This window comes from Pseudonocardia sp. DxW (assembly GCF_058448985.1).
Genome location: NZ_JBZFLK010000018.1, coordinates 47,045 through 64,900 on the forward strand (window position 1 = coordinate 47,045; position 17,856 = coordinate 64,900).

The 17,856-nt window shown below is 72.8% G+C and carries 16 protein-coding genes; 13 read left to right on the plus strand and 3 right to left on the minus strand.

The window, feature by feature from the left end; genetic code table 11:
* Positions 1-168 precede the first annotated feature (168 nt).
* The 5 genes from ACVJO7_RS24860 (at position 169) to ACVJO7_RS24880 (ending at position 5,204) form a co-directional block, all read left to right on the plus strand.
* Entirely contained in the window at positions 169-705 is a 537-nt protein-coding gene (locus ACVJO7_RS24860; RefSeq protein WP_491674882.1) for a cupin domain-containing protein, read from the plus strand.
* 29 nt (positions 706-734) lie between these two features.
* Positions 735-1,727: an LLM class flavin-dependent oxidoreductase gene (locus ACVJO7_RS24865; RefSeq protein ID WP_491674883.1), complete on the plus strand. Its 993-nt coding sequence runs from the start codon at positions 735-737 to the stop codon at positions 1,725-1,727.
* Between the two features lie 18 nt (positions 1,728-1,745).
* The gene (locus tag ACVJO7_RS24870; RefSeq protein WP_491674884.1) at positions 1,746-3,296 is read left to right on the plus strand and encodes a long-chain-fatty-acid--CoA ligase; all 1,551 of its coding nucleotides are present in this window, start codon (positions 1,746-1,748) and stop codon (positions 3,294-3,296) included.
* Positions 3,297-3,382: 86 nt separating this feature from the next.
* Positions 3,383-4,546 carry a TetR/AcrR family transcriptional regulator gene (locus ACVJO7_RS24875; RefSeq protein WP_491674885.1) on the plus strand — a complete coding sequence of 388 codons (1,164 nt, stop codon included), beginning with the start codon at positions 3,383-3,385 and terminating at the stop codon, positions 4,544-4,546.
* 400 nt (positions 4,547-4,946) lie between these two features.
* Positions 4,947-5,204, plus strand: a complete 258-nt coding sequence (locus ACVJO7_RS24880) for an MmpS family transport accessory protein (RefSeq protein ID WP_491674886.1) — start codon at positions 4,947-4,949, stop codon at positions 5,202-5,204.
* Between the two features lie 607 nt (positions 5,205-5,811).
* On the opposite strand, the gene ACVJO7_RS24885 is transcribed toward ACVJO7_RS24880, so the two are convergent.
* Positions 5,812-7,467 (minus strand): class I adenylate-forming enzyme family protein, encoded by a 1,656-nt coding sequence (locus ACVJO7_RS24885; protein WP_491674887.1) that lies wholly within the window; start codon positions 7,465-7,467, stop codon positions 5,812-5,814.
* A gap of 83 nt (positions 7,468-7,550) precedes the next feature.
* Between ACVJO7_RS24885 and ACVJO7_RS24890 the strand changes: the two genes are divergently transcribed.
* The 8 genes from ACVJO7_RS24890 (at position 7,551) to ACVJO7_RS24925 (ending at position 14,773) form a co-directional block, all read left to right on the plus strand.
* Positions 7,551-8,444: a TetR-type transcription factor C-terminal domain-containing protein gene (locus ACVJO7_RS24890; protein WP_491674888.1), complete on the plus strand. Its 894-nt coding sequence runs from the start codon at positions 7,551-7,553 to the stop codon at positions 8,442-8,444.
* Between the two features lie 175 nt (positions 8,445-8,619).
* Positions 8,620-9,585 carry a cyclase family protein gene (locus ACVJO7_RS24895; protein WP_344025899.1) on the plus strand — a complete coding sequence of 322 codons (966 nt, stop codon included), beginning with the start codon at positions 8,620-8,622 and terminating at the stop codon, positions 9,583-9,585.
* Between the two features lie 24 nt (positions 9,586-9,609).
* Complete coding sequence (locus tag ACVJO7_RS24900; RefSeq protein WP_491674889.1) at positions 9,610-11,262, plus strand: class I adenylate-forming enzyme family protein; 1,653 nt, start codon at positions 9,610-9,612, stop codon at positions 11,260-11,262.
* A 92-nt stretch (positions 11,263-11,354) separates the two neighbouring features.
* Positions 11,355-12,023 (plus strand): SanA/YdcF family protein, encoded by a 669-nt coding sequence (locus tag ACVJO7_RS24905; protein WP_491674890.1) that lies wholly within the window; start codon positions 11,355-11,357, stop codon positions 12,021-12,023.
* 64 nt (positions 12,024-12,087) lie between these two features.
* Positions 12,088-12,570 (plus strand): hypothetical protein, encoded by a 483-nt coding sequence (locus ACVJO7_RS24910; protein ID WP_491674891.1) that lies wholly within the window; start codon positions 12,088-12,090, stop codon positions 12,568-12,570.
* On the plus strand, positions 12,570-13,829 hold the full coding sequence (locus ACVJO7_RS24915) for a glutaminase (protein ID WP_491674892.1): 1,260 nt from the start codon (positions 12,570-12,572) through the stop codon (positions 13,827-13,829). The genes ACVJO7_RS24910 and ACVJO7_RS24915 overlap by 1 nt, the downstream gene beginning before the upstream one ends.
* Before the next feature lie 7 nt (positions 13,830-13,836).
* Positions 13,837-14,139, plus strand: coding sequence for a hypothetical protein (locus ACVJO7_RS24920; RefSeq protein WP_491674893.1), 303 nt, complete (start codon positions 13,837-13,839; stop codon positions 14,137-14,139).
* 388 nt (positions 14,140-14,527) lie between these two features.
* Positions 14,528-14,773: a hypothetical protein gene (locus ACVJO7_RS24925; RefSeq protein ID WP_491674894.1), complete on the plus strand. Its 246-nt coding sequence runs from the start codon at positions 14,528-14,530 to the stop codon at positions 14,771-14,773.
* 49 nt (positions 14,774-14,822) lie between these two features.
* On the opposite strand, the gene ACVJO7_RS24930 is transcribed toward ACVJO7_RS24925, so the two are convergent.
* Together ACVJO7_RS24930 and fdhF are read right to left on the minus strand one after the other, a co-directional pair.
* Positions 14,823-15,032, minus strand: a complete 210-nt coding sequence (locus ACVJO7_RS24930; protein ID WP_344025881.1) for a formate dehydrogenase subunit delta — start codon at positions 15,030-15,032, stop codon at positions 14,823-14,825.
* A gap of 2 nt (positions 15,033-15,034) precedes the next feature.
* Complete coding sequence (fdhF, locus tag ACVJO7_RS24935) at positions 15,035-17,854, minus strand: formate dehydrogenase subunit alpha (protein ID WP_491674895.1); 2,820 nt, start codon at positions 17,852-17,854, stop codon at positions 15,035-15,037.
* Positions 17,855-17,856 lie beyond the last annotated feature (2 nt).

Consider the following 17,856-nt stretch of genomic DNA (forward strand, 5'->3'; position numbering starts at 1 on the left):
TCTGATCCGATCAAATCATCATGGACATGCTTGACACAAGCTGATGCTGCCTGCTGTTATCAGTGAGTAGTTAGCCAGATCATACTAATGTTGATGGACAATCGATCGACCCTGGCCCGCTCCCCAGCGGGTTCGACGACGGTCGGTCGCCGCAGGGAGGACTGGGCCATGAAGGTGCGCAGGGTCGTGATGGGGTCTGACGCGACGGGGCGGACGGCCGTTCTGGACGACGGGCCCGTCGAGCCCACCACGGTCGCGCTGCTGCCGGGCGTGGAGATCGTGCGGGTCTGGGAGAGCGACGGGGCGGCCCTGCCGGTGACCGACGCGTCGGCCGGTGACCACAAGGCGACGTTCTTCCCGCCGTACCCGGGACTGAGGTTCGGCTTCCTGTCCGTTCCACCGGGGATCACCTACGTGCCGGACGAGTCGACCGACCTGGGCGCTGCCGCAGCGGAGATCGAGGAGAAGCTGCCCGGTGCGGCAGCGACCTTCGCGTTCCCGGAACAGCCGGGCGCGCACGTCACACAGACGGTCGACTACATCGTCGTCGTCGCCGGCGCGGGTGTCCTGCGGTTCGACGACGTCGAGGTGCGGGTGTCACACGGTGACACCCTGATCCAGAACGGCACCCCGCACGCCTGGTTCAACGACGGCACGGAACCCTTCGTCGTCGCCTTCGCCCTCTGCGGCGCCACGCAGTCCTGATCCCGACCCGACACCGGAGGCGGCCGACGATGCCCGTACCGAAGCTCTCCTGCGCCTTCTACACCGGCGCTGCGACCCCCGACCACATCGAGCTCGCCGAGCAGCTCGGCTACACCCGGGCCTGGGTCTACGACTCGCCCGCGCTCTGCCTGGACCCGTGGATGGCACTCGCCCGCGCTGCCGACCGAACCGACCGGATCGGCCTGGCCACCGGGGTCGCGGTCCCCAGGCTGCGGCACCTGATGGCGACGGCGTCGGCGATCGCGACCATCGAGTCGATCGCGCCGGGCCGGTTCACCCTCGGTGTCGGTACCGGCTTCACCGGCCTGCGCGCGCTCGGGCACAAGCCGATGAAGTGGGCCGAGGTGGCCGAGTACGTCGCCGCGCTGAAGGCGTTGCTGCGCGGCGAGGCGGTCCGATGGGAGGGCCGCAGCATGCGGCTCATGCATGCGACCGGGTACCTGCCCCCGCTGCCCATCGAGTTCGACGTGTACATGGCGGCCGAAGGTCCGAAGGGGATCGCGGCGGCCCGCGAGCACGCCGACGGGATCCTCACCGTGAACGCCGACCCGGGATCGGGCTGGGCGAACGCCGCGCGCTGGGCGCTGGGGACCGTGCTCGACGAGGGCGAGAGCGTCACGTCCGACCGGGTGTGGCTCGCCGCGGGGCACGCGGCCGTGGTGATCTACCACCTGTACTACGAGGCGGGTTACGACCTGGCCGCCCTGCCCAACGGCCCGGACTGGGGGAAGGTGATCGACGGGTTGACCGAGGACGAGCGCCACGTCCTGCTGCACAAGGGGCACCTGATGGAGGTCTCCGAGCACGACGACCGGATGATCCCCCGGGAGACGGTCGAGGCGCTGACCTTCACCGGCACGGCGGACACGTTGCGGGCCCGCCTCGGGCAGCTGGCGGAGTCCGGCGTGACCGAGGTGGTCTTCCAGCCCGCCGGCCCGGACATCCCGCGCGAGCTGGAGGCCTTCGCCCGCCTGGCGCCGGCCGCCGTCGCTGCGGGCTGAGCGGGAGGCGACGGGACGATGTACCTGACGCAGGGACTGCACCGGGCCGCCCAGCGGGCCCCCGAGCGGATCGCGACGATCCACTCCGACCGGATCCGCACGTTCGCCGAGAGCACCGACCGGATCGCCCGTCTCGCCGGCGCGTTGCGGGGCCTCGGGGTCCGCGACGGGGCGCGGGTGGCGATGATGTCGCTGAACTCCGACCGCTACCTCGAGTACCTGTGGGCGACCTGCTGGGCGGACGGCGTGATCAACACCGTCAACATCCGGTGGAGCCCGGCCGAGATCGCGGACTCGCTCAACGACTGCGACACCCGGATCCTGTTCGTCGACGACACCTTTCTGCCCGTCGTCGACGACCTGCGCCGGGCCTGTCCGCAACTGGAACACGTGGTCCACTGCGGGGACGGGCCGGCACCGGACGGAACCCACGCCTACGAGGACCTGATCGCCGCCCACGAGCCGGTGGCGGACTCCCGGCGCGGCGGCGACGCCGCCGCCGCGATCTTCTACACCGGTGGCACGACCGGCCGGGCCAAGGGCGTCGTGCTCAGCCACGCCAACCTGCTCACGTCCGCCTACGGGTGTATGGCGACAACCCGGTTCGTGACGCCCGGCGGATCGATGCTGCATGCGGCCCCGATGTTCCACCTCGGTGACCTGGCCGGCTGGGTGGCCCAGGGCGTCGCCGGCAACACCCAGGTCGTGATCCCGCAGTTCGGTCCCGTCGAGTTCCTGGAGACCGTGGAGCGGCACCGGGTCACCGACGTCCTGCTCGTCGCGACCATGGCTCAGATGGTGATCGACCACCCGCGTGCCGCCGACGCCGACCTCACCAGCCTGCGCCGGATGATCTACGGCGCGGCGCCCATCTCCGACGCCGTGCTGGAGCGGCTGATGGCGAGGTTGCCGCAGATCGAGCTGGTGCAGACGTACGGGATGACCGAGCTGTCCCCGGTGGCGACGATCCTCCCGCCCGAGGACCACCGGCCGGGGTCGCCCCGGCTGCGCTCGGCCGGGCGGGTGACCGCACACAGTGAGCTGCGCGTGGTCGATCCCGAGGGGAACGCGGTCCCCACCGGCGGTGTCGGTGAGGTCGTCGTGCGGGGCGGGCACGTGATGCGCGGCTACCGGGACCGGCCCGACGAGACACGGGACGCGCTGCGGGACGGGTGGATGCACACCGGCGACGGCGGCCGGCTCGACGAGGACGGCTACCTGTACCTCGTCGACCGGATCAAGGACATGATCATCACCGGCGGGGAGAACGTGTACTCCACCGAGGTGGAGAACGTCCTCGCCGCCCATCCGGCAGTCGCCACCTGCGCGGTCGTCGGTGTCCCGGACGACACCTACGGCGAGCGGGTGCACGCCGTGGTCGTCCTGCGCCCCGGCAGCACGGTCGCCGACGGCGAGCTGCGGGAGTTCGCGAAGACGCGGATCGCCGGGTACAAGGCGCCACGGTCGGTGTCGTTCACTGATGCGCTGCCGTTGTCGGCCGCCGGTAAGGTCCTCAAGCGCGAACTGCGAGCCCACCTCACCGACGGAAGTGCCGAGGTCCCCGCTTAGTGTCCCGACACGACCTTGCCTCCGCGTCGGGGGCGGCCCCCGATGGCGCCGCACCCCGACGTCGACCCCGGGACCGGCGCGAGCACGTGGCCCGGCACGCCCGCATCCTGTTCGCCGAGCGGGGGTTCCACGCGGTCCGGATGGAGGACATCGCCGGAGCCGTGGGCGTCACCGCCCGCGCGCTCTACCGGCATTTCCCGAACAAGCACGCCCTGCTGGCGCACGTCTCCGTCACCGGGCAGGACGCCTACTTCACGGCGCTGGACGCCGATCCGGGCTGGGACGATCTGGTCGGCCGGATCGTCCGGATGAACCTCGACGACCCGACACACGCCCTGCTGTGGCAGCGCGAGGCACGCCACCTCGACGAGGCCGAACGCCGATCCGTCCAGCGGCGCGTCGTCGAGATCGCCCGGGGGGTCGAGGCCGTCCTCACCGCGGACCGGGACGATCGCGGCAGCCGGGCCGACACGGAGCCCCTCGCCTGGGCGGTGCTCGCCGTCGCCGCAAGTCAGGGGCAGAGTCTTGTCGCCGACACCCGTCCGCTGCACGACGACGAGCTCCTCACCGCCGCGGTCCGCGACATCGGCCGGCTGCCCCTCCCCGGTCCGGACGACCTGGGCCCGCAGCCGTACCGCCGGGATCCGGAGCTGACCTCCCGGCGGGAACGGCTGCTGCACCACGCTGCGGCGCTGTTCCGCACGCGCGGCTACCTCGGCGTCACGCTCGAGGAGATCGGCGAGCGGGCCGGTATCCACGGGCCGAGCATCTACCACCACTTCCCGAGCAAGATGGCGATCCTCGCCGCGCTGCTCGGCAGGCTCGACGAATGGGTCACCCTCGGCCTGTTAGACGCGCACGGGCGCGGGAGCGATCCGGCGCACGTGCTCAGGCTGTTCGGCGAGTTCTACGTCGGATTGGCTCTGCGTTTCCCGGACCTGGTCTCGGTGGCGCTGACCGAGTCGATCCATCTCGCCGACTCCGATCGTGACGGGCGAGACCGGGACGGCCTGCTGGCCGGTTGGACGCAGCTCCTTCGGACGGCCCGGCCGGAGCTGGACCAGGCCGCGGCCGCCACCCTGGTCCGGGCGGCGAGGGCGGGGGTCGACGACCTCGTCCGGATCCCGCACCTGCGTCGGGCCGGGATCGGCGCGCAGCTGGTCGAGATCACCCGTGTCGTGCTCGCCGCGGAACTGCAGTGGGCCCCCGTCCCGGCGCCGCCGCAGGGAGTTCCACCGGCGGCGCGGTGACCCGTCCCGCTATCATCGGGGAACGTGACGGTGCAGCGGCCGGCCCCGCTCCACCCACTGCCGTGAGGCGCTCCACCGGCGGACCACGGTTCCGCACACCGCCGGCCGTCGGCGCCGCCGTCCTGCTCGGGGCGCTGGCCGTCCCGGCGGCGAACCTGGTCGTCCCCGGGCACACCGCGGACGACGTGCTCCGGGACCCGGCGCAGCTGCGGCCCGTCCCAGGTGGTGATCGTGCCTGGATCGATGGTGGAGGACGGTCGCGTCCGGGATACCGACCGGCGGCCAGGAAGCCGGCGGCGAGGATCTCGGCGGCGAGGATCTCGGCGGCGAGGATCTCGGCGGCGAGGATCTCGGCGTCGAACCGGCCGTCAACGTTGTCACCGGACCCGCGGCGACCGAGGTGATTTTCGAGGTGAACGGATCGGGATCGGCGGTCACGATCACCGTCGGCCGGGGGACGGCGGTCTCCCAGGTCTCCGGCGCGGAGCTGCCGTGGGAGCGGACCTTGCCCGCCGAGCCAGGACCCACCGACTACTCGGTGAGCGCTGCCGGCGGGTCCGGTGAGATTTCCTGCCGGATCCTCGTCGATGGTGCGGTCATCTCCGAGGAGTCGGCGGAGGGTGATTTCTCGGCGGTGTCGTGCAGCGGGAACCGCTGACGGCCGGCGGCAACGGTGCACCGGGTCGGGGCCACGTCACTCGCGAGATCGGCTCCGCACCGCTCGAGGCGATGCCCCCGGCCGCCTGCGTCGCTGCTTCCGCTGCCGATGCGATCCCCGGTCGGGATCCCGGTATCCCTAGCGGGTGCCGGTCGTTTCACCAGGAACGCATCGCACACGGCAAGAGTGACCCGGGGCGGATCGGCAGGGGCGTGGCGCCCGCTGCACGGCCCGGCGCACGAACCGACATCAGTACGAGGAGACGATCGCCCGTGCCCGACATCGAGGAGACGAGTGGGACGCTCGTCGCCGCCGAGCACCCTTCCGGGACGCTGTTGATCGGCGCCGAGTCCGCGGTGGCCGAGTTCGTGGCGCGCTGGGCGACCGGGAGCGGCGGCACGGTCCGCCCGGCCCAGCTGTCCGGATCGGACCGCGCATCGGCCATCGCCCACGCTGCGGCTGTCGGTGCCGGCGGTGCCACGACCGTTCAGTTCGTGAGCGCTTCCGTCCGGTGGCTCCGCGACGCTCCGGCTGTGGATCACCAACAGCTCGGGAACGCGGCGCCGAGCTCCACCGGGGCGGAGCCGAACCGCGCCGGCCGGCCGGCTCACCGCCCGCGCAGCGCGCGGCGCATCAGCTTGCCGGTGGCCGTCCGCGGCAGGGCCGTGACGATCTCGACCTCCCGCGGGTACTTGTAGGCGGCCATCTGCCGCCGGCAGTACTCGATCAGCTCGACCTCGGTCGCGCCGGTGCCCGGCTGCAGGGCCACGTAGGCGCGGGTGGACTGGCCCCGGTAGTCGTCGGCGATGGCGACGACGGCGGCCTCGCGGACCGCCGGATGCTGGGTGAGCACCTGCTCGACCTCGTGCGGCCACACCTTGTAGCCGGCGGCGTTGATCAGGTCGGTGCTGCGGTCGACGACGTAGAACCAGCCGTCAGGATCCATCAGGCCGACGTCGCCGGTCCGCATCCCGGCCGCGGTGAACACCTCGGCGGTCTCGGCCGGCCGCCGCCAGTAGCCGGGCGCGATCTGCGGCCCGGACGTCATCAGCTCGCCGATCTCGCCCACCGGCACCGGCCGCCCCTCGTCCAGCACGGTCACCGCGGTGTCGAAGACCGGCAGCCCGACCGACAGGACCCCGGTGTCCGGGTGGACCGGGGCGCGGAGCCCGGGCGGGACCATGTGCGTCGGCGACGACGACTCGGTCTGCCCGTAGACGTTGTGCAGGTAGCCGCCGAGCTCGGCCTCGATCCGGTCGGCGACCTCGGGCGGCAGCGGGGACCCGCCGCACAGGCGCAGGCGCAGCGAGGCGAGATCGGCGGGGCCGGTCCCCGGCTCGTCGGCGAGGGCGATGTAGGCGGTCACCGCGGCGACCGTGAAGGCCGGCCGGTGTGCGCGGACGGCGTCGAGCACGACGCCCGGGTGGAAGCGGTGGGTCAGCACCAGCGGCGAGCGGAGCACGAACGCCAGGAGCACCGCGCCGACCAGGCCGGTGACGTGGAACAGCGGCGCCGTCGCCAGGATCGGCTCGCCGGGGCGCAGGCCGGTCCAGTCCCGGTAGGTCTGCGCGTTGTGGGCGAGCGAGCCATGGGTCAGCATGGCGGCCTTCGGGGCGCCGGTCGTGCCGGACGACGGGGCGAGCACCGCGACCTCGTCCGGCCGCGGCGGGACGAGGGCCGGCGGGGATCCGGCGTACGAGGCGACCAGCGCGCCGAGATCGAGGGTGTCACCGGGGCGGTGCGCGACCGCGCCGTCGAACAGCCGGCGGTCCGGCTGCGGCTGACCGTCCAGCGGGGAGGCGGTGATCACCGTGTGCACGGTGTTCCCGGGGCGGGCCAGCACGGCGCGGATCACCTCCTCGTAGAGGTCGTCGAGCGCCAGCAGCGCGGTCGGCGCGTAGTCCGCCACGGCGAACTCCAGCTCGCGCTGCTTGCTCATCGGGCTGACCAGCGCGGCCACCCCGCCGGCCTTCCACGCGCCGAGGAGCCCGATCACGAACGCCGGGTCGTTCTGCAGGCACAGCGCGAGGCGGTCGCCGGGGGCGAACCCGCGGGCGACGAGCAGCGCGGCCACGGCGTCGGAGGCGTGATCGAGCTCGGACCAGCTGAGGGTGGTGCCGAAGTAGCGGATCGCCGCGGCGCCGGGCGCGGCCCGCACCGCGGCGGCGAACGCGGCCGCCGGCGAATCGTGCTCGCGGCGCAGCGTCCGCGCCGGCCCCGGCGGGTACCTGGCCAGCCAGGGACGCCGCTCGTAGACGCTCACCGTCCACGACCGGAGGGCGGATCGACCGGGCCGGGTCGCACGGCCCGCAGTGTACGACGGGGACCACCCGTATGCTGTTCAGCATGCCTGAACCGTCGGCGGGGGGCGGCTCGGTCCGAGCCGCCCGCCGGCGTGCCGGGATCACGCTCCGCCGGCTGGCCGCCGAGCTGGGCGTCAGCGTCGGGACCATGAGCGCGATCGAGAACGACAAGGTCGGGCTCACGATCGAACGCCTGCAGCAGATCGCCCGCTGCCTGGACGTGCCCGCCGCGCGGCTGCTCGAGGCACCGCCCCCCGACGACGGGACCGGCCGCGCCGCGCCACCGGAGACACCGGGCGCCGGGCAGTGGCGGGTCTTCGCCCCGCTCGAGCTCGATCCGGTGCTCAGCTCGGCGGTCGAGGTCCTCAACGAGACCGGGTACCACGGCGCCACCATGCGGGTGATCGCCACCGGCGCCGACATCAGCGTTCCCGGGCTGTACCACCACTACCCGAGCAAGCAGCGGCTGCTGGTGGCGCTGCTCGAGATCGCCCTGCAGGACCTCGAGTGGCGGGTCGCCGCCGCCGGCCGGGAGACCGCGGATCCGGCCGGGCGGTTCGCCGCCATGGTGGAGGCGCTCGCGCTGTTCCACTCCGAGCGCGCCGAGCGCGCCGAGCTCGCCTCGCTCGTGCTGTCGGAGCTGCGCAGCGTCGAGGAGCCGAACCGCGAGCGGCTGGTGGCCCTGCAGCGCCGGGTGCCGGACCTGCTGGAGCAGGCGGCCTCGGTCGCGGTCCGGCTCGGCCGGTTCACCGCGGCCGACGTGCGGACCACGACCAGGGCGATCACGACGATGTGCCTGGCGCTGCCGTACTGGTTCCCGGGGTCCCCGGAGGCCGCCGCGACCGGGCCGGCCGAGCTCGCCCGCCGCTACGCCTCGCTCGCGCTGGACATGATGCGGCACGTCCCGCCGACCCCCTCCGAAGTTCAGTTCAGCTGAACCGGTCGTCTCGACCGGTTGCCGCGCAGGGCGCACCCTCCGGGCCCGTCCGGGCCATTCTGCCGCTGGTCGGATGCCACTCTTGACGCCGCCTGCCGTGCTCTGCATGATCCTGAACATCCGCCGACCGAGCGTTCTGGTTCTCGGTGATCACTTCAGCGTAGAAGGAGACGGTATGTCCGACGTGCCCACGATGCGGGAACTCCTCGGCGACGACGCCCTCAGCAACTGGGGCCGGTGGGGTCCCGACGACGAGGTGGGCGCCCTGAACTACCTCGACGCCGAGCAGGTCCTGCGCGGGGTGCGGTACGTCCGGTCCGGTGAGGTCTTCCCGCTGCAGGCGCCGATGGGGCACCCGCACGGCGATCCGGTCTTCCCCGGCCGGGAGAGCATCAACCGCACCAACGTGCTCGACGAGTCGTCGTGGGACGAGGGCAAGGAGGGCGCCCCGGCGTTCCCCGGCGGCCTGCACTACGCCGACGACAAGGCGGAGATCTTCCTGCAGGGCTCCACGCAGTACGACGCGCTGGGGCACGTCTGGTACGACGGCAAGATCTGGAACGGCTACGACGCGCGCGACACCGTCGACGGCATGAAGAAGGCGTCCGTGCAGGCCATCGCCGAGCGCGGGGTGGCGGGCCGCGGGGTGCTGATCGACATGGCGCGCCACCGCGGCAAGCCGTGGCTCGACAAGGGCGAGACCTTCGACCACACCGATCTCGAGGCGGCCGCGAAGGCCCAGGGCGTGGAGATCGGGCAGCGCGACGTCCTGCTGATCCGCACCGGTTTCCTGGCCTACTTCTACTCGGTCCCGGCGGAGGAGTTCTACGCCGACTTCGTCGAGCCGGGCCTGACCTACTCGCGCGAGCTCGTCGAGTGGTTCCACCGCCGGGAGATCCCGAACCTGGTCACCGACACCATCGCCAACGAGGTCACCAAGGACCCGGTGTCGGGCGTGATGCTGCCGCTGCACTGCGCCCTGATGCGCAACCTCGGCATCGTGCTCACCGAGATCGTCCTGCTGGACAAGCTCGCCGAGGCCTGCGCGGCCGACGGCCGGTGGGACTTCCTCTACACCGCGGCCCCGCTGAACGTCGTCGAGGGCACCGGCGCCCCGGTCAATCCCGTCGTGATCCGGTGAGCCCGATCCGGTGAGCCCGATCCGATGAGCGTGTACGACGACAAGCCCTGGCTGGCCCGGTACGACCCGGGCCAGCCGGCCGCGATCGAACCGGAGTACGACAACGCGCTGGAGATGTTCCGGGCGACCGCGGCCCGGACGCCGGGCACCGACGCGATCCGCTACTTCGACGGCCGGATCACCTTCGCCGAGCTCGACCGGCTCACCGACTCCTTCGCGGCCGCACTGGCCGCGGAGGGGTTCGCCCCCGGCGAGCGGCTGGCCATCTTCGCGCAGAACGTCCCGCAGTTCGTCATCGCCCAGATCGGGACCTGGAAGGCCGGCGGCATCGCCGTGTCGATCAACCCGATGAACCGCGAACGCGAGCTCACCGAGCTGCTCACCGACTCCGGGGCGACCGTGCTGGTGGCGCTGCAGTCGCTGTACCGCGACGTGGCGGCCGCGGTGGTCGGCGGCACCGCGGTGCGCACCGTGATCACCACCTCGGAGCTGGAGTACCGGTCCGGCGACGAGCCCGCGGTGCTCGCCGGTGTGCAGCGCATCGAGTGCCCGGGCACCCTCGACCTCGCCGGGCTGCTCGACCGGTACGCCGGCAGCGCGCCGCCCCGGGTCGAGCTCGGGCCGGACGACATCGCCTTCCTGACCTACACCTCGGGGACGACCGGCCCGCCGAAGGGCGCGATGACGACCCACCGCAACGTGGTGTTCAACGCCCGCACCTACCGGGACTGGATCGGCATCGGCCCGGACGACGTGGTGCTCGGCGTCGCCCCGCTGTTCCACATCACCGGGCTGGTCGGGCACATCGCGATCTCGCTGCTGACCGGGGCGCCGCTGGTGCTGATGTACCGGCTGGACCCGGCGCTGGCCGTCGACACCATCGCGGCGGAGCGGGCGACGTTCACCGTCGGCTCGATCACCGTCTTCATCGCACTGATGAACGTGCCGGACGTCGACCCGGCCAAGCTGGCGTCGTTCACCAAGATCTACTCGGGTGGCGCGCCGATCCCGCCGAGCACCGTGGAGGCCTTCCGGGCCACGTTCGGCCACTACATCCACAACATCTACGGGCTGACCGAGACGACGTCCCCCTCGCACGGGGTGCCCTTCCACGCCGAGGCCCCGGTCGATCCGGCGTCCGGGGCGCTGTCGGTGGGCGTGCCCACCTACAACACGATGGTCCGGGTCGTCGACGAGGACGGCCGGGAGCTGCCGGCCGGCGAGATCGGCGAGCTGGTCACCGAGGGGCCCCAGGTCGTCGCCGGCTACTGGAACAAGCCGGACGAGACCGCGACCGCGCTGCCCGGGGGCGTGCTGCACACCGGCGACGTCGGGTACATGGACGCCGACGGCTGGTTCTACATCGTCGACCGCAAGAAGGACCAGATCAACGCGGGCGGCTACAAGATCTGGCCGCGCGAGGTCGAGGACGTCCTCTACGAGCACCCCGGGGTGCGGGAGGCCGCCGTCGTCGGGGTGCCCGACGAGTACCGCGGGGAGACGGTCAAGGCGTTCGTCTCGCTGCGGGGCGGCGCCACGGTCACGCCCGACGAGCTCGTCGCCTTCACCCGGGAGCGGATGGCCGCCTACAAGTACCCGCGGCAGGTGGAGATCCTCGACGAGATCCCGAAGACGGTCAGCGGGAAGGTCCTGCGCCGCGAGCTGCGGACCCGGTAGGCACCCGCGCAGCGCGCGGCGGGGCGGCGGCCGGTCCCGCTAGCATCGGGGAACGTGACGATGCAGCGGCCGGCCCCGCTCCACCCTCCGTCGTGAGCCGGTCCGTCCGGCGCCCGCGGTCCCGCACACCGCTCGCCGTCGGCGCCGCCGTCCTGCTCGGAGCGCTGGCCGTCGCGCTGGCGAACCTGGTCGTCCTCGGGCGCACCGCCGACGACGTGCTCCGCGACCCGGCGCAGCTGCGCCCGGCGCAGGTGGTGATCGTGCCCGGATCGCTGGTGGAGGACGACGGCACCCTCGGCACCATCGTGGGGGAGCGGGTCGGCGCGGCGGTCGAGCTGTACCGCAGCGGCACGGTGGACGCGCTGCTGATGTCCGGCGACAACAGCCGGATCTCCTACGACGAGCCGGGTGCGATGCGCGACGCGGCGCTCGCGCTCGGGGTGCCGCCGGAGGATGTCTTCACCGACTACGCGGGCTTCAGCACCTGGCAGACGATGCGCCGCGCGCACGAGATCTTCGGGGTCGGGACGGCCGTCGTGGTCTCCCAGGAGCTGTACGCGCCGCGGGCGGTCGATCTCGCGCACGCCGCGGGCCTCGACGCCCAGGGCCTCGTGGTGGGCGACGGCGGGCGGGCCGGGCGCGAGGTGGCGGCCCGGGTCCGGGGCCTGGTGGAGACCGTCGTGCGGCCCGGGGTGACCGGCGGGCCGCCGATCCCGATCGACGGTGACGGGCGTGCCTCGTGGGCGCCGCCGCGTTCCTGAGCCGGGCGCGGGGGACGGCGCGCCCGCTGGTGCTCCGGCCGGCGCCGGTGGTTCGATACCGGACGTGCTGCGCGCCGAGAAGACCAGTCCGTGGCGCAGCGCCTATGCGTTCACCGTGGACGGCACGCCGGTCACCACGTTCAGCTCGCACTGGTGGCGATCCGGCGGCCGGATGACGGTCGACGGGCGCGAGTACCGGATCGGGACGCGGGCCTTCCGCAGCACCTACACCCTGACCGACGAGACCGGCGGCGCGGCCGGGCCGGGCGCGGTGGTCGCCACGGCCGAGCGGGTCGCCCGCAAGCGCTGGACGGTCACCGCCGACGGCCGGTCCTACGAGTTCCGGCGGGCCTCGATCTGGCGCTCCGAGCAGCTGCTCGTCGAGGGCGAGCGGACCCTCGGCTCGGTCCGCAGGCTGAGCTGGTGGCGCGGCGGCGCCGAGGCCGAGCTGCCCGGCCTGAGCCTGCCGGTGCAGCTGTTCGTGGTCGCCGTCGTGCTGTCCCTGTGGGAGCAGCAGAGCGCGGCCGCCGGATCGGGCGGCAGCTGATGCGCACGCCCGTCCCCGACTACCTGGCCGAGGTCCTCGACGGCGTCGCGGGCGACCGCTCCGGCGCGGTCGCCGACTACATCCCGGACCTGGCGCAGGCCGATCCGGAGGTGCTCGGCGTCGCCGTCACGACGGTCGCCGGGCGCACCTACGCGGCCGGCGACGCCGACGTCGAGTTCTCCATCCAGTCGATCTCCAAGCCGTTCGCCTACGCCGCCGCGCTCGCCGACCGCGGCACCGAGGTGGTGGACGCGACGGTCGGCGTCGAACCGTCCGGCGAGGCGTTCGACGAGCTGTCGCTGGAGGGCGGGACGCACCGCCCGAAGAACCCGATGATCAACGCCGGGGCGATCGCCGTGCACCACCTGCTGGTGGGGCCGGACGCCACCGGCGCCGCCCGCGTCGAGCGGATCCTGGACTTCTTCTCCGAGCTGGCCGGGCGGCGGCTGTCCGTCGACGAGTCGGTGTACCGGTCCGAGATGGACACCGCCGACCGCAACCTCGCGATCGCGCACATGCTGCGCAACTACCGGGTGCTCGGCGAGCCGGCCGCCGAGGTCGTCGACGGCTACACCCGCCAGTGCGCGGTGAACGTGACCGTCCGCGACCTGGCGGTGATGGGCGCGACGCTGGCCAACGCCGGCGTCCATCCGGTCACCGGACGACGGGTGGTGCCCGCCGACGTGGCCCGTCGCACGCTGTCGGTGATGGCCGGTTCCGGTATGTACGACGGCGCCGGGGACTGGCTGGTCCGGGTCGGCATCCCGGCCAAGAGCGGCGTCGCCGGCGGGCTGATCGGCGCGCTGCCCGGCCAGCTCGGGCTCGCCACCGTCTCCCCGCGGCTGGACGGGCACGGCAACAGCGTGCGCGGCGTCGCGATCTGCGAGCGGCTCTCCCGCGACATGGGCATGCACCTGATGCAGGCCGAGCCGTACGGCTCGACCGTGCTGCGCGGGATCCGGCCGGACGGCGACACGACGGTCGTCGCGCTCCAGGGCGTCGTGCAGTTCTCCGGGGCGGAGGCGGTGCTGCACCGGCTCGCCGAGATGCCGGTCGACGACTCCGAGATCGTGCTCGACCTGTCCCGGGTCGACCGGTTCTCCGACGTCGGGCGGCGGATGACGCTGGAGGGCCTGCGCCGGCTCGCGCTGGACGGGCACACCGTCGCCGTCGTCGACCCGGACGGCGTCCTCCCGGATCCGGACCTCGGCGACGGGACCCGGCCGCAGGTCCGGTCCCGGCCGGCCGCCGGCGGCTGATCCCGCGATGCGGGTCGTCGATCACGAGCCGCACCACTGGTTCCTGCTCGACGACGACGGCCGGCTGCTGCTCGACGTGCACTGCAACCACGGCCCGGTCGGCTACTCGGTGCTGCTGGCGCTGGACGGGACCGAGATCGGCGGCCTGCGCGGGCAGGGGCGCGAGTACCTGCACCGGCTCGCCGACGCGGTGCAGGACAGCGCGCCGATCGCCCGCGGCAGCCGGTCGCCGTACCGGGAGCGCGACCTGTCGGCGACGCACGGACGCCGGGTGAGCGACGCGGTCGTCGCATGGCGGGCCGGCGGCTGAGCCGCGCCGTCCCTCACAGATCGGGTAAGAGGGTGTGCGATGAGCTGGGAGCTGCAGGCCGGCATCACGGTGCCGGTCCGGCTGACCGCTCACCTGCTGAGCGACCTCCCGCCGTCCGCCGCGGCCCGAGCCCGCGCCGGTGTGCCCCTCGCGGCTACGGGGCGGCGGGCCTCGGCCGCCACCCCGCAGCAGGCCGCCGAGCGGGACATCGGCGTGCTGGCGGTGGACCGGCCCAACGTGCAGAAGGCGCTGTCGGCGATCCGAGTTGGGCCGATCACGTCCTCGTCGATGCCACCAACCGCTTCACCGGCACCGCGCCGCTCGCGCTGGGCGACATCTCCGGGCGCACCCCAGCGAGATCGTCGCCGATCTCGCACCGGGTGCCAGGGTGGTCAAGGCGTTCAACTCGGCGCCGACGGCCTGGCTCGCCGATCCGCCCGCCGGGAAGGCCCGCACCGTGCTGTTCGTCTCCGGTGACCACGCCGGGCCGAAGGCCGTGGTCGCCGGACCGATCGAGGAGATCGGCTTCGCGGCGGTCGATCTCGGGACGTTGGCCGTCGGCGGGCGGCTCCAGCAGGTCGGCGGTCCGCTGGCCGGGATCCGGCTGCAGCTCACCGACCGGTTCACGCTGTGACGGGCCGGGCGGAACGACCGGCGCGACAGCGTCGGGCGCCGACCGTCGGTCACCGCAGCTCCGCGACGACCCCCGCCACCAGCGGGTCCAGGTCCGCGCCCCGGTCCGCCTCCTCGACCAGGTTGGCGATCATCGCCGGCGCCCAGAACTTGCGCAGGTGACCGGCGATCGTCCCGACCGCCTCGTCGTGCGGGCGGCCGGCGAACTGGCGGGCGATCTCGTGCGCCATCCGCAGTTCCGGGGTGGTGGTGCCGGACATCGTCAGTCACCCGCCACGGCGACGGCGGCGGTGTGCCCGGCGTCCTCGGTCCCGGCCTCGGCCGCCACCCGCAGCGCCACCTGCACCGCGGTGACCTTGTACTCCGGGCAGTTCGTCGCCCAGTCGGAGTTCTCCGTGGTCACCACGTTCGCCCCGGAGACCGGATGGTGGAACGTGGTGTACACGACGCCGACCGGCATCCGGTCCGACAGCCGGGCGCGCAGCCGCGTCGAACCGACCCGGGAGCTGATCTCGACGAACTCGCCGCCGATGATCCCGCGGTCCTCCGCGTCGTGCGGGTGGATCTCCAGCACGTCCTCGGCGTGCCAGGACGAGTTCGCGGTGCGCCGGGTCTGCGCGCCCACGTTGTACTGGCTGAGGATCCGGCCGGTGGTCAGGATCAGCGGGTAGCGCCGGGTGCTGCGCTCCAGCGTCGGCACGTAGGTGGTCGGCATGAGCTTGCCCTTGCCGCGGGCGAAGCCGTCGACGTGCATGATCGGCGTGCCCAGCGGGGCGGCGTCGTTGCACGGCCACTGCACCGAGCCGACCTCGTCGAGGTGGCGGTGGCTGACCCCGGCGAACGTCGGGGTGGTCGCGGCGATCTCGTCCATGATGTCCGACGAGCTCGCCCAGCCCATGTCGAAGCCCATCAGGCCTGCGATCTCGCTGACCACCTGCCACTCGTGCTTGCCGGTGCGCGGCGCCGTCGTCGGCCGCACCCGGTTGATCCGCCGCTCGGCGTTGGTGAAGGTGCCGTCCTTCTCCAGGAAGGACGTCCCGGGCAGGAAGACGTGCGCGAACCGGGCCGTCTCGTTGAGGAACAGGTCCTGCACGACCAGGCAGTCCAGCGCGGTGAGCGCCTCCTCCACGTGCCGGGTGTTCGGGTCGGACTGGGCGATGTCCTCGCCCTGCACGAACAGCCCGCGGAAGGTGCCGCGCACGGCGGCGTCGAACATGTTCGGGATCCGCAGCCCGGGGTGCGGGTCCAGGGTGGTGCCCCACAGCTGCTCGTAGATGTCGCGCACCGACTCGGTGCCGATGTGCCGGTAGCCGGGCAGCTCGTGCGGGAACGAGCCCATGTCGCAGGAGCCCTGCACGTTGTTCTGGCCGCGCAGCGGGTTCACCCCGACGCCCTCGCGGCCGATGTTGCCGGTCAGCATCGCCAGGTTGGCCATACCCATCACCATCGTCGAGCCCTGCGAGTGCTCGGTGACGCCGAGGCCGTAGTAGATCGCGCCGTTGCCGCCGGTGGCGAACAGCCGGGCCGCCGCCCGGACCTCCTCGGCGGGGACGCCGATCACCTCCTCCAGGATCTCCGGCGAGTTCTCCGGCGAGGAGATGAACTCCAGGTACTCGTCGAGGCCCTCGCAGCGGGCGTCGAGGAACTCCCGGTCCGTCAGGTCCTCGGTCACCACCACGTGCGCCATCGCGTTGACCAGCGCCACGTTGGTGCCCGGCTGCAGCTGCAGGTGGTGCGCGGCCTCGATGTGCGGCGAGCGGACCAGGTCGATCCGGCGCGGATCGGCGACGATCAGCTGCGCGCCGGCCCGCAGCCTGCGCTTCATCCGGGACGCGAACACCGGGTGCGCGTCGGTCGGGTTGGCGCCGATCACCAGCAGCACGTCGCTGTGCTCGACCGAGGCGAACGTCTGGGTGCCGGCCGAGGTGCCGAAGGTCTGGTTCAGGCCGTAGCCGGTGGGGGAGTGGCAGACCCGGGCGCAGGTGTCGACGTTGTTGTTGCCGAACGCCCCGCGGACCATCTTCTGGACCGCGTAGACCTCCTCGTTCGTCGTCCGGGACGAGGTGATGCCGCCGATCGCGCCCTGGCCGACCTCGTCGCGGATCGCGGAGAACCGGCGGGCGACCTCGCCGAGCGCGGTGTCCCAGTCGACCACCCGCCACTCGTCGTCGATCGAGTCGCGGATCATCGGCGACAGCTGCCGGTCCGGATGGTCGGCGTAGCCGAACGCGAACCGCCCCTTGACGCAGCTGTGCCCCTCGTTGGCGCCGCCGTCCTTGTACGGCACCATCCGGACCAGCTGGTCGCCGCGCAGCTCGGCCTTGAACGAGCAGCCGACGCCGCAGTAGGCGCAGGTGGTGAGCACCGTCCGGTTCGGCATGCCGAGATCGACGACCGACTTCTCCTGCAGCGTCGACGTCGGGCAGGCCTGCACGCAGGCACCGCAGGAGACGCACTCCGAGGACAGGAAGTCCGGTGCGCCGCCGGGCACGATCCGGCTGTCGAAGCCGCGGCCCTCCATGGTGAGCGCCAGGGTCCCCTGCACCTCGTCGCAGGCGCGGACGCAGCGCGAGCAGGCGATGCACTTGCTGGGGTCGTAGTCGAAGTACGGGTTCGACGTGTCCTTGCCCTCGTCGAGGTGGTTCGCGCCCTCGTAGCCGTAGCGGACGTCGCGCAGCCCGACGACACCCGCCATGTCCTGCAGCTCGCAGTCGCCGTTGGCCGGGCAGGTCAGGCAGTCCAGCGGATGGTCGGAGATGTAGAGCTCCATCACGCCGCGGCGCAGCTCGGCCAGCTCCGGGGTCTGGGTGGACACCGTCATGCCGTCCGCGCACGGGGTGGTGCAGCTGGCCGGGGTGCCCTTGCCGCCCTCGATGTCGACCAGGCACAGCCGGCAGGAGCCGAACGGTTCGAGCGAGTCGGTCGCGCACAGCTTCGGGATGGTGATGCCGGCCTCGGCGGCCGCGCGCATCACCGAGGTGCCCGCCGGGACCTCGACGGTGTGGCCGTCGATCTCGACGGTGACCGTGGTGTCCGAGGTGCGGGCCGGGGTGCCGTGGTCGGTCTCCTTGAGCAGGGCCATCG